Below are 11,552 nucleotides of genomic sequence, written 5' to 3' on the forward strand. Positions count from 1 at the left end.
AGGGAACCAGTGACGACCCCGCACCCCCAACCGTTCTCCGTCGCGTCCGCCGGCATCACCCTCCGAGGGGACCTCTGGTCACCGCACGCCCCGACCCCCGAGGACACCCGGAACGCCGAGGGCACCCGGAACGCCGAGGGCACCCGGACCGCACCGATCCTCCTGCTGCACGGCGGCGGCCAGACCCGCCACTCCTGGGACGCCACCGCCGCCGGGCTCGCCGCCGGAGGTCGCCGCGCCTACACCCTCGACTCCCGCGGCCACGGCGACTCCGGCTGGTCCCCCGACGGCGACTACGGTCTCGACGACTTCACCGGCGACCTGCGCGCCGTCCTCACCGCCATCGGCGAACCGCCGATCCTGATCGGCGCGTCCCTGGGCGGGATCACCGGACTGTCGGTCTGCGGTGAGGACCCGGGATCGATCGCGGCCCTCGTCCTCGTCGACGTGGTGGTCGACGTGGAGCCCGCCGGCGTCGACAGGATCAAACAGTTCATGTCGTCCCACATCGGCGGGTTCGACTCCCTCGACGAGGTGGCCGACGCCGTCGCCGCCTACAACCCGGCACGCCGCAGACCGTCGAGTCTCGACGGCCTCCGCAAGAACGTCCGCCTCCGCGACGACGGGCGCTGGTACTGGCACTGGGATCCGGCGTTCCTGCACGGCGACTCCGACGAGCCGCGCAGCCTCACCGACCCCGGCCGGCTCGCCGCCGCCGCGCGGCGGGTCACGGCGCCGACCCTCGTGATCCGCGGCGGCCGCTCCGACGTCGTCAGCGATCGCGGCATCGCCCGGACCCGAGAACTGATCCCCCACACGACGGTGGCCGACGTCAGTTCCGCCGGACACATGGTCGCCGGCGACGACAACGCGGTCTTCGCGGCCGCCATCGAGACGTTTCTGCGCGAGCACGCACTGTGACCGGGCCCGACCCGGGAGCCGGAATCTACGCGAGGTCGAAGGCGGCGCGAACCCGCTCGGCGTCCAACCCGTAGTCCTCGAGCGCGTACGTGTGCTGCGGACGGCGGTCACCCGACCTCGACTCCGCGTCGAGCGCGGTCATCGCGCCTCGCGCCTCATCGGTCAGCTCCGCTCCCGCCGCCTCGTACACCCGCGCCACCGCCCCGAACGGATCGGCCCGCAGATCGGCGAAGTCGATGTCGACGAACTGGGCGGGATCGTATCGACGCCGCGCCGCGGAGAAGTCGCGCAGACCCCGTGACCACAGGTCGAGCTGCGTCCGGCCGATCCGGTCCGGGGTGAAGGCGCGTGAATACCCCTCGGTGGCGTGTTCGGCGAGACTGCACATGGAGCCGATGATGGTCTCCGGCGCGCGGTGCGTCTGCACGATGATCGCGTCCGGATACACCTCCATGATCGCGTCGAGCGCGAACAGGTGACTCGGGTTCTTGAGCACCCAGCGCCGGTCGACGTCGTTCGAGCCGATCAGCTGCAGGTTGCGCTTGTGGCGGCGGTACGCGGGAGTCCAGTCCCGCGCGGCCAGCCACTCGGAGTACGCGGGGATGTGCGCGAGCGTCTCGTACGAGATCGACATCAGCGACTGCCGCAGCAGCTGCCAGCACTCCTCGACCTCCGCCGCGCCCATGTAGTGCAGGCCCATGAACTCGGGGTTCTCGACCCGATGCTGCGAGAGTCCGTCGTCGATCCGGCGGAACACCGGGTTGGCGTCCCACAGGTCGCGCGGCGGACGCGGCTGCGGAAACTCGGTCAGCCACATCTCGAGCCCCTGATGGGCGGGATCGGCGGCGAGCAGCCGATGCAGCGCGGTGGTCCCCGTTCGCGGGAGACCGGTCACGAACACGGGACGCTCGATCGGCACGCCGTCGGTCCCCGGAGTGTTCTTCCAGCCGGCCTCGCTCAGCAGTCGCGCGATCAGCGCACCCTTGACGAAGTATCGGAACATCTTGCTGCCCAACGGCTCCAGCTCGGCCGTCTCGGCATACGATGCGAGCAGCACGTCGAGACCCTCGCGGTAGTCGTCGGCACCGAAGTCGTCGAGACCGACGGTCCGGGCGGCCGACTCGTGCAGCTCGTCGATGTGCCCGACGGTCGTCCGGACGTCGCGATCAGTCATGGTATTCCCCACAGTTCACGTCGAGCGTGTGCCCGGTGATCGACCGCGCCATGTCGGAGGCCAGGAAGACGGCGGCGTCGGCGATCTCGTCCGGCTCGGGCAGCCGTTTGAGGTCGCTCTTGGCGGCGGTCTGCTCGTACACCTGCTCGGCGGTGATCCCGTACTTCTCCGCGATCTGGCCGAAATACCACTTGAGCTGGTCGTCCCAGATGTATCCGGGCGCCACCGAGTTGACCCGCACGCCCCGTTCACCGAGTTCCGTGGCGAGGGTCTGCGACATCGCCAGCAACGCGGACTTGGCGATCTTGTAGCTGCCGTATCGCGGCTCGGAATGCCGGATCACCATCGAGTTGATCGTCACGATGGACCCGGCCGACTCCGCCAGCGCCGGAGTGAACGCCCTGATGACTCGGAGCGTACCGAGCACCGTCAGATCGAGGCTGCTGCCGATGGCGTCGAAGTCGGTGCGCCCCAACGGTTTCATCGACGGGACGGCGAACGCGTTGTTGATGAGGGTGTCGACCCGGCCGCACTGCTCCACCGTGGTCGCCACGAGATCGGCGACGGCGTCATCGTCGGTGATGTCGGTGGGGACGACGACCGCGCGTCCGCCGGCCTCCTCCACCTCCCCGGCCACGTCACGCAGACGCGACTCCGTCCGGGCGGCGAGCACCACCGTGGCACCGTGCCCGGCGGCCCGCACGCACAGCGCCCGGCCGAGTCCCGGGCCGACGCCGGAGACGACGACCACCTTTCCGTCGAGCAGTCCGGTCATCGTCTCTCCTCACCCGAGCATTCGCTGCGCGAACGCCCGCTGTCGATCGGCGATCCGCGCCGCCCATCCGTCGGCATCGATGGCGTTGACGTCGGCGAACGGCAGTCGCGAGCGCACGTCGGCGTCGTCGACCACCTCGGCGACGGGCCCGAGGTCCACTCCGATCGGCCCGTCGGTGCGCTGCCAGCGGAACTGCAGGATGCCGCGGCGGCGACCGGTCGTCTCGATCCAGTTGGCGACGCCCGGATCGGTCGCGGAGATCACCATGCGGATCATGCCGTCGGGATCCACCTGCGCCTGCGCCGAGTTCAGCGACGTCTGACGGTTCACATAGTCCAGCGAGATGTACCACATGCTGCCGAGCTGAAACCCCTGGTAGGGGGCGTCGGACTTCGGGACGGTGACGACCATCGACCGCCCCGGAGGCAGATCGAAATGCCCCACGGACGAGTACTGAGTCGACAGTCCGCCCGGCGTGGTGCGCGGCGCCGTGAAGGTGTTGACCGGTTCGTCGAGGTAGAACCACTTGGGGAAGTTGAACCACGTGTGGACGCGCGCCAGGAGCATCTTCCCGGCGATCGCGTACCGCTTGGCGATCCGCTCCGACCCCGGCTCCACCGGTGCGGTGCCGACGGTGTCGGTCCGCTCGATCGTCACCCGTCCGCGCTGCGCCCCCCAGTCGCCGTACACCTCGCGGACCGCGAGCATCGACGCCCCCTCGCCGAGGACGAAGTAGTCGTCCCCACCAGTGGCGCCGTCCGCGGGCCCGAAGGTGATCTCGAACGACCCGTCGTCGGCGATCGGGATGCGCCGGTCGTCGAAGGCGTCGTCGCCGCCGGGCACGTCGGTGGGCGTGTAATCGCCCCGCAGCACCTGGAAGCTCAGGTCCGCCGTCGTCCCGCGGACCCCGCGCACCACGTAGGTGCCGGCGGCGTCGACGGTCGCGTGGTAGTAGATCGTGTCCGGATTGTCCAGGCCCATCTTCGAGTACGGCCCGGTGGACGTCACGAAGTACGGGTGACGCGGATCGTGGGCCCGGGCCAACTGCAGGATCGAGGAGATCCCGCCCGCCAGATAGTCGAGTCCCTCGGCCAGATCGGCGTCGGTCTCGATGAACTCGGCCGAGGCGATCAGGGCCTCGGCGGCCTCGATCGCCTCGGTGAACGGGCGGGTGACGGCCGACGGCGTGCCCGCGGCCGCCGAGTCGCCCCCGGTCACAGCCACGTGTCCTCGCCGTTCCACGTCAGGAAGTTGTCGAGTTCGGCGCGCGCCGGAGTCACCCGCGGATTCTCGGTCGACAGATAGCCGCCCCGGTAGAACAGCAGCGGCTTGTCCTGCAACACCTCGCCGAGGGTGAGGGCCTTCCCGATGACGATCCAGTGGTCGCCGCCCTCGACGACCTGCTGAACCTCACACTCCACCCAGGTGAGGCTGTGCCGCAGCACCGGCAGCCCGGCCGGCGACGGATCCCATGAGATCGACTTGAACTTGTCGGCCCCCGGCGCACCGAACGTCGCGCTGACATCCTGCTGCCGGTTCGAGAGGACGTTGACGCAGAACTTGCCGTGCGCTTCGATGACCGGCCAGGTCCGCGACGTCTTCATCGGACAGAACACGACCAGCGGCGGATCGAGCGACAGCGCCGCGAACGACTGGCAGGCGAAGCCCACCGGGGCGCCCTCGTCGCTCAGCGTCGTGATCACGGTGACGCCCGTGCAGAACTGGCCCATCGCGGTCCGGAACTGGCGGGAGTCGAAGTCCGAGGTCCCATACGGTGCGAGCGATGCCATCGCCGATCAGCCCTTGAACCCGATCGAGAAGTCGTGGCCCCACAGGCTCACGGCCGTCGACTCGCGCGCGATCCACTCGTCGTCGTCCACCTGACGGCCCTCGCACCCGAACTCGATGTCGAAACCGCCGGGCGTCTTCATGTAGAACGACAGCATCAGGTCGTTGACGTGCCGGCCGAGCGTCGCCGACATCGGGACCTTCTTGCGCAGCGCCCGGTCGTGGCACAGGCCGACGTCGTCGGAGTGCTCGACCTCCACCATGAGGTGGACGATGCCGGTGCTGTTCGGCATCGGCAGGAACGCCAGTGAGTGATGCCGCGGGTTGCAGCCGAAGAACCGCAGCCACGCCGGATCGCCGTCCTCGGGGCGCCCGACCATCTGCGGCGGCAACCGCATCGAGTCGCGGAGCCGGAAACCCAGGACGTCGCGGTAGAACGCCAGCGACCGGGCGTCGTCGGACGTCGTGAGGACGACGTGCCCGAGCCCCTGTTCACCGGTGACGAACCGATGTCCGTAAGGGCTCACGACGCGCCGATGCTGCAGGGCCGCTCCGTGGAAGGCCTCGAGCACGTTGCCGTCGGGGTCGGCGAAGACGACGAGTTCGTCGACGCGACGGTCGGCGATCTCCTCGGCGGTGCCCTCGCGGAACTCCACACCGGCCGCGGTCAGCCGGTCGCGGACCTCCTGCAGACCCGCGGCGTTCGCGCACTCCCAGCCCGAGCAGGCCAGATGGTCGCGGTCTGACGGGACGATCACGAGGCGAGCCGGGAAGTCGTCCATCCGGAGGTAGAGGGCGCCGGGAACGTTCCCCGACCCCTCCACCATCCCGAGGACCTTCAACCCGTACTCGCGCCACGCGTCCATGTCGGTGGCGTCGATCCGCATGTACCCGAGGGAGCGGATGGGGCTCGGCGCTTCAGTCATATCTGCTTCCTGTTCGCGTGAGGGTGGGGCGGATCAGACCATCGTGTCGCCGATGGGGATGCCGAACTCGCCGTTGCCGAACGCCTGGTAGGCGCGCTCGGGGTCGTTGGCGGCGTGCACCCGGCCGGCGTGGGCGTCACGCCAGAACCGCTGGATCGGCGTGCCGTTCTCCAGTGCGTGCGCGCCGGAGTTCTCGAACAGCAGGTCGATGGAGTCGATGGCGCGGCCGGTGGCGCGGACCTGGTCGCGGCGGGCGGCCAGGCGCAGTTCCATCGGGACCTCCTCGCCGGCGACGATGAGGTCGTACTCGGCCTGGAGGTTGCCCGACAGCTGACGCCATGCGGCGTCGATGTCGCTGGCGGCCTGCGCGATGCGGACCTTGGCGAACGGGTCGTCCTTGGCCTTCTCGCCGGCGTAGGCGGCGCGGACGCGCTTGCCCTGGTGCTCGACGTGTGCGGCGTAGGCGCCGTAGGCCATGCCGACGATCGGGGTCGAGATGGTCGACGGGTGGATGGTGCCCCACGGCATCTTGTAGACGGGCGCGGTGTTCTGCTCCAGGCCGGGCGCCTGCCCCATGCTCATGGTGCGGAAGCTCAGCATCCGGTGGGTCGGGACGAAAGCGTCCTTGACCTCGATGGTGTTGGAGCCGGTGCCGCGCAGGCCGACGACGTTCCAGACGTCCTTGATGGTGTAGTCGCCGCGCGGGATCAGGTAGCTGACGAAGTCGACCGGCTTGCCGTCCTTGATGACGGGTCCGCCGACGACCACCCAGTCGGCGATGTCGCAGCCGGAGGACCAGGCCCAGGAGCCGTTGACCTTGTATCCGCCGTCGACGACCTCGCCCATGCCCATCGGGGCGTACGACGACGAGATGCGGGTGTTCGGGTCGTCGCCCCAGACGTCTTCCTGCGCCTGCTGGGTGAACAGCGCGAGGTGCCAGTTGTGGACGCCGACGATGCCGGCGACCCATCCGGTCGATCCGCAGGCCGTGCCGAGTCGGCGGACGGCCTCGTAGAAGGTCACCGGGTCGGTTTCGTAGCCGCCCCACTGCGCGGGCTGCAGAAGCTTGAAGAAGCCGGCGTCCCGCAGCATGTCGGCGACCTCGGCGGGGATGCGACGTGCGTCCTCTGTCGATTGTGCGCGCTGGGCGAGATCCGGCAGCAATGCGTCGATCTTGTCCAAAACCTGCTGTGCGGCTTCGCTCCGCTGTGCTGCCATGTGGTCACTCCTGTTCGATGTCTTGGCTCGACTGTCACCAATATTAGAACACGTTCTCATTCTGTTTTGAAACGTGTTCTACTATTGATCCAACAGACCCGACAGGAGGAGCGAGGAAGATGACTGCACCCGACAGCGGCATCCGCGAGATCGACACCGGAACCCCGCCCACCCGCTTCGCGCGCGGTTGGCACTGCATCGGACTCGTCGACGAGTACCGCGACGGCAAACCCCACTCGCTGGAGATCTTCGGCACCAAACTCGTCGTGTGGGCCGACTCGAACGGCGACATCAAGGTGCTCGACGCGTTCTGCCGCCACATGGGCGCCGACCTGAGCCAGGGCAAACTGCGCGGCGACAACATCGCCTGCCCGTTCCACGGGTGGCAGTGGAACGGCAAGGGCCGGTGCGCCGGCGTGCCCTACGCCAAGCGCAATCCGAAGCTCGCCAAGACCCGCGCGTGGCCGACCATGATCCGCAACGGTCAGGCCTTCATCTACAACGACCCCGAGGGCAACCCGCCGCCCGAGGACGTCATCATCCCCGAGCTCGCCGAGTTCGGCAGCGACGAGTGGACCGCGTGGACGTGGAACAAGCTGGTCATCGAGGGCTCCAACTGCCGTGAGATCATCGACAACGTCGTCGACATGGCGCACTTCTTCTACGTGCACTACGCCCTGCCCGACTATTTCAAGAACGTCTTCGAGGGCGAGACCGCCGCGCAGTACATGAACTCGCACGGCCGCCCCGACGTCGGCATCTCCAGCGCCTACGGCGACACCCGACTCGAGTCGATCGCCGCCTACTACGGCCCGTCCTACATGCTGAACCCGATGGTCCAGTACTACGGCGAGTACGCGGTCGAGACCATCCTCACCAACTGCCACTACCCCATCGACTCGAACTCCTTCGTCCTCATGTTCGGCGTCATGGCGAAGGTCCCCGAGGGGTTGAGCCCCGAGCAGGCCGACAAGATGGCGAAGAAGATCACCGAGGGCATCGAGATCGGCTTCATGCAGGACGTCGAGATCTGGAAGCACAAGACCCGGATCGACAATCCGCTCCTCGTGGAGGAGGACGGCCCCGTCTACCAGCTGCGACGCTGGTACGAGCAGTTCTACGTCGACGTCGACGACGTCACCGAGGAGATGACGGGCCGCTTCGAGTACGAGATCGACACGGCGAAGGCACTCGAGAACTGGAACATCGAGATCGAGGAGAACCTGCGCATCCAGGCGGAGGAGAAGGCTGCGCAGGAGTCGGCCGCCGAGAACGCCGGGGTCTGATGGCCGACGCGCACGAGCGGTCCGACGGCGACGTCGTCCGCGGATCGGGGTGGGCCAAGGCACCGGACTACACCGGCGACCCGGCCCGCCTGGAAGCCATCGCCCACGCCACCGCGCGCGACCGTCGACACTACCTGTCCGGCGGTCTGAGCGAGGTGGAGTGCCGCACCTGCCACGCCCGCGTGATGGTCAAGAAGACCAGCGCCCACCACACGAGCGTCCAGTGGAACGACGCCGCCCTCGCCCAGTGCAGTGAGATCGCGGAGATCCGCTCCGAGGGCGGCAACCCGGCACTCCTGCCGACGTGCCCCCGCCTCTCGGCGAGCATCGATCACGCCGTCGCCGAAGGCATGGTCCCCCGCGAATCGCCCGACGAGGATCCCGACGGCTACTGGTGACGCGGGCTCGTCGATCCGCCGACAGCAGAACGGGGTGCTCGGAGAGTGACCCCCGCCTAATCTGAAGTCATGGCTCGCGTGTCATTTCTGTCGTCGAACCTCTTCAGAGAGGAACTGGGCGCGCATCTGCGCACACTCCGCCGCAACCGCGGCGAACGTCTCGCCGACGTCGCCGCACGCGCCGGTGTGTCCTCGCAGTACCTCTCGGAGATCGAACGAGGCCGGAAGGACCCGTCGAGCGAAATCGTCGAAGCCGTCGCGGGGGCGCTGGACACGCCTGTCGGCGATGTCGTCATCGCGGCCGGCGAACGGCTTCGCAACCCAACCTCCACGCGCCCCGACGAACGTCCGATCGCGCTGGCGTCGGCAGCCTAGGACCGCGGTTCGACGATACGGTCGATCAGCCCGTAGTCGATGGCCTCCGCAGCCGTGAACACCCTGGTGTGATCGGTGTCAGCTCGAACCGACGACTGGGGTCGCCCGGTGTGTCGCTCCAGGATCGCCTCCATATCGCTACGCACTCGAACCAATTCGTCCGCCTGGATGATGAGGTCGGGAATCGTCCCTCGCCCTTCGGCTGCGGGCTGGTGAAGCACGATTCGAGAGTGAGCGGTCGCCGACCGACGCCCGGGAGAACCGGCCGCCAGCAGAACCGCACCGACCGACACCGCTTCACCGATGCACGTCGTGGCCACGGTGGGCCGAATGAACTGCATGGTGTCGTACACGCCGAGCATCGCCTCGGGGTCCCCGCCCTCGCAATTGATATAGAGGTCGATGTCGGCATCGGGACTGTCCGCTTCGAGGTACAGCAGTTGGGCGACCATCGCGTTCGCCACCCCCGCGTCGATCGAGGTGCCGAGGTAGATGATCCGATTCGACAACAGATGCGAGTAGACGTCGGTCACGCGCTCTCCGGTTCGGGTCTCCTCCACCACCGACGGGATCGTGTACGAGCTCATCTCTGCTCCTCGGTTCGTCCGAATCCGGCGCGAACGGTGGTCGGGACGATGTCGGCGAAGTCGTCAGCCACACCGTCGATGAAGCCGTAGTCGATGGCCTCGGGGACCGAGTACCACCGATCACGCAACGAGTCGGTGAAGATCCGCTCGGGCGACTGTCCGGTGTCCTGCGCGGTGATTCCGAGGACGGTGTCTCGCGTGTAGCGCAGATCATCGGCTTGCAGTTCGACGTCGGCAGCCGTTCCGCCGATCCCGGCAGACCCCTGATGCATGAGGATGCGTGCATGCGGCAGCGCCCTCCGCTTTCCCTTCGCGCCCGCCGAGAGCAGGAACTGGCCGGCGCTGCAGGCGAGGCCGAGCGCCAATGTCGACACATCGCACGGCACAACCCTCATGACATCCCGAATTGCGAGCATGGCGGGCACAGACCCTCCGGGCGAGTGAATCCACAGCGAGATGTCGGAGTCGTGGTCCACCGCCGCCAGCTCGAGAACCTGCGTCGCCAGAAGTGTTCCGTTGTCATCGTCCAAGGGACCATCGAGCACCACCACCCGTCGGCGGTACAGGTCCTGTCGGTCATCTCGCGTGAATCGAGTTGGTGAGTTCTCTGTCATATGCACATGGTGCGGCCGCGATGTCGCCGACGCTTCCCGATCTGCCGGGGGCGGATCTGCCTCCGGCAGCGCGAACACCGCGGGCTCGTCGATCCGCCCCGGTGCGGACCGGGTCGACGCTGTCGGTTGACGCTGTCAGTTGACGCAGGGCACGTCGCTGCCGCTGACGACCGTGGTGCCGGCGTCGGGCGGCGGCGTGCCGGCCGAATCGCTCGGCGCGGAACGCGGTGCGGTCGGCCGCGCCGACGACGACCGCGATGAGGCCGCCGAGCGACCGGTCTTGACGCCGAACGCCCGCTGCACCCTGTCGCGGATCGCCTCGGGGTCGATGATGTTGACGTCCTGCCCGTCGAACATCCCGTACCGGAGCACCGGGAGCGTCGAGAAGGTGATCCGCTGACCGGGCACGGTCCCCATCTCCTGAGCCCACCGGACGAGGTCCCACCCCTCGGAGAGGACGACGTTGCGCTGCGCGGCGTCGACCAGGTCGTTGATCTTCCCGAGATCGGTGAACGTCCCCGCCTCCTTGAGCTGGCCGAGCGCCGACAGCATGAACGCCTGCTGACGGTGCGTCCGGTCGAGGTCGCCGTTCTGAAGGCCGTGCCGCTGCCGGACGAAGGCCAACGACTGCCGGGCGTTCAGCTTCTGCTCTCCGGCCCGGAACTTCGCGCCCGAGAAACTGTCGGACACCGCATGCTTGAGGCACACCGTGACGCCGCCGAGAGCCTTCGACAGATCGTAGAAGCCGCCCAGGCTCACCTCGGCGAAGCGGTCGATCGGCACCCCGGTCAGGTTCCGCACCGTCTCGATGGTCTGCGCGCGCCCCGCCTCGCGGCCGCGGGACTCCAACTCCTTGCGGTCGGTGACACCCTCGGCCATCAGCCGGTCGGTCACCATAGCCTTCTTGCGCCCGTACGCCTCCTTGATCTTCGCCTTCGAGACGTCGAGGCCGTCGACGTCGACCAGATCGTCACGGGGGATCGAGAAGGCGACGATGTTCTTCCGGTCGGCGGGCACGTGCACGAGGATCAGCGTGTTGGTGTTGTATCCGCCGACACTGGAGTCACCCGCGTGCAGTTGCCGGAGCACTTCGGCGGGCAGATCGTCCCCGTCGAGATCCTTGCGGGTGTCCAGACCGATGAGCAGGATGTTCTCGGCGCCGCCGCTCGAACGCGGCGTGTCGGCGCCCAATGCTCCCGACGAGGTGAAACCCGACACGAGGCGGTCGGTCTCGAGCCATGCGACGCCCGTGACGACGATCAGGACGCAGGTGACGACGACGGCGCCGACGCGCGCCGCGATGAGGGCGGGCGACCGGCGACGCGACCGATCGGGTCGCCGGCGGGCGGGTCGACGGGAGGAGGGAGTCGGGGTCGGCGGTTCGGCGAGCTCCCATCGCGGCACGTACTCCCCGGCGGCCGCCCGATGGCGGGCGACCTGTCCGGCGGTCGGGCGCCGACGATGTCCGCTGCCTTCACGCGACATCCGCG

Annotated in this window: 13 protein-coding genes; 4 read left to right on the top strand and 9 right to left on the bottom strand. The window is 68.3% G+C overall.

The window, feature by feature from the left end; genetic code table 11:
• Nucleotides 1-9 precede the first annotated feature (9 nt).
• Nucleotides 10-921, top strand: a complete 912-nt coding sequence (locus G528_RS0115065; protein WP_026919680.1) for an alpha/beta fold hydrolase — start codon at nucleotides 10-12, stop codon at nucleotides 919-921.
• A 25-nt stretch (nucleotides 922-946) separates the two neighbouring features.
• Here the strand turns inward: G528_RS0115065 and G528_RS0115070 are convergent, their stop codons facing one another.
• The 6 genes from G528_RS0115070 to hsaA are packed head-to-tail and all read right to left on the bottom strand — an operon-like array spanning nucleotide 947 to nucleotide 6,802.
• Nucleotides 947-2,095, bottom strand: coding sequence for a sulfotransferase family protein (locus G528_RS0115070; RefSeq protein ID WP_026919681.1), 1,149 nt, complete (start codon nucleotides 2,093-2,095; stop codon nucleotides 947-949).
• The gene (locus G528_RS0115075; RefSeq protein ID WP_026919682.1) at nucleotides 2,088-2,870 is read right to left on the bottom strand and encodes an SDR family oxidoreductase; all 783 of its coding nucleotides are present in this window, start codon (nucleotides 2,868-2,870) and stop codon (nucleotides 2,088-2,090) included. The genes G528_RS0115070 and G528_RS0115075 overlap by 8 nt, the downstream gene beginning before the upstream one ends.
• A 9-nt stretch (nucleotides 2,871-2,879) precedes the next feature.
• Nucleotides 2,880-4,094 carry a hypothetical protein gene (locus G528_RS0115080; protein WP_051198878.1) on the bottom strand — a complete coding sequence of 405 codons (1,215 nt, stop codon included), beginning with the start codon at nucleotides 4,092-4,094 and terminating at the stop codon, nucleotides 2,880-2,882.
• Nucleotides 4,085-4,660 carry a 3-hydroxy-9,10-secoandrosta-1,3,5(10)-triene-9,17-dione monooxygenase reductase subunit gene (gene hsaB / locus G528_RS0115085; RefSeq protein ID WP_026919684.1) on the bottom strand — a complete coding sequence of 192 codons (576 nt, stop codon included), beginning with the start codon at nucleotides 4,658-4,660 and terminating at the stop codon, nucleotides 4,085-4,087. Before hsaB ends, G528_RS0115080 begins: the two co-directional genes overlap by 10 nt.
• A gap of 6 nt (nucleotides 4,661-4,666) precedes the next feature.
• Entirely contained in the window at nucleotides 4,667-5,584 is a 918-nt protein-coding gene (gene hsaC / locus G528_RS0115090) for an iron-dependent extradiol dioxygenase HsaC (protein ID WP_026919685.1), read from the bottom strand.
• 33 nt (nucleotides 5,585-5,617) lie between these two features.
• Entirely contained in the window at nucleotides 5,618-6,802 is a 1,185-nt protein-coding gene (hsaA, locus tag G528_RS0115095; protein ID WP_026919686.1) for a 3-hydroxy-9,10-secoandrosta-1,3,5(10)-triene-9,17-dione monooxygenase oxygenase subunit, read from the bottom strand.
• A gap of 119 nt (nucleotides 6,803-6,921) precedes the next feature.
• Here hsaA and G528_RS0115100 point away from each other — a divergent pair, with 119 nt between their 5' ends.
• The 3 genes from G528_RS0115100 to G528_RS0115110 all read left to right on the top strand — a co-directional run bounded on the left by G528_RS0115100 (nucleotide 6,922) and on the right by G528_RS0115110 (nucleotide 8,861).
• Nucleotides 6,922-8,088: a 3-ketosteroid-9-alpha-monooxygenase, oxygenase component gene (locus G528_RS0115100; protein WP_035720255.1), complete on the top strand. Its 1,167-nt coding sequence runs from the start codon at nucleotides 6,922-6,924 to the stop codon at nucleotides 8,086-8,088.
• Nucleotides 8,088-8,486 carry a hypothetical protein gene (locus tag G528_RS0115105; protein WP_026919688.1) on the top strand — a complete coding sequence of 133 codons (399 nt, stop codon included), beginning with the start codon at nucleotides 8,088-8,090 and terminating at the stop codon, nucleotides 8,484-8,486. The genes G528_RS0115100 and G528_RS0115105 overlap by 1 nt, the downstream gene beginning before the upstream one ends.
• A 69-nt stretch (nucleotides 8,487-8,555) precedes the next feature.
• Nucleotides 8,556-8,861: a helix-turn-helix domain-containing protein gene (locus G528_RS0115110; protein ID WP_026919689.1), complete on the top strand. Its 306-nt coding sequence runs from the start codon at nucleotides 8,556-8,558 to the stop codon at nucleotides 8,859-8,861.
• Here G528_RS0115110 and G528_RS0115115 read toward each other — a convergent pair.
• From G528_RS0115115 to G528_RS17815, 3 genes are all read right to left on the bottom strand, one after another.
• Nucleotides 8,858-9,448 (bottom strand): ClpP family protease, encoded by a 591-nt coding sequence (locus G528_RS0115115; protein ID WP_026919690.1) that lies wholly within the window; start codon nucleotides 9,446-9,448, stop codon nucleotides 8,858-8,860. The two genes, G528_RS0115110 and G528_RS0115115, sit on opposite strands and share 4 nt — an antisense overlap.
• The gene (locus G528_RS0115120) at nucleotides 9,445-10,062 is read right to left on the bottom strand and encodes a ClpP family protease (protein ID WP_026919691.1); all 618 of its coding nucleotides are present in this window, start codon (nucleotides 10,060-10,062) and stop codon (nucleotides 9,445-9,447) included. The genes G528_RS0115115 and G528_RS0115120 overlap by 4 nt, the downstream gene beginning before the upstream one ends.
• 135 nt (nucleotides 10,063-10,197) lie before the next feature.
• The gene (locus tag G528_RS17815; protein ID WP_084638258.1) at nucleotides 10,198-11,547 is read right to left on the bottom strand and encodes an LCP family protein; all 1,350 of its coding nucleotides are present in this window, start codon (nucleotides 11,545-11,547) and stop codon (nucleotides 10,198-10,200) included.
• Between the last annotated feature and the right edge of the window lie 5 nt (nucleotides 11,548-11,552).

The organism is Gordonia shandongensis DSM 45094, from assembly GCF_000423025.1.
Lineage (GTDB): Bacteria > Actinomycetota > Actinomycetes > Mycobacteriales > Mycobacteriaceae > Gordonia > Gordonia shandongensis.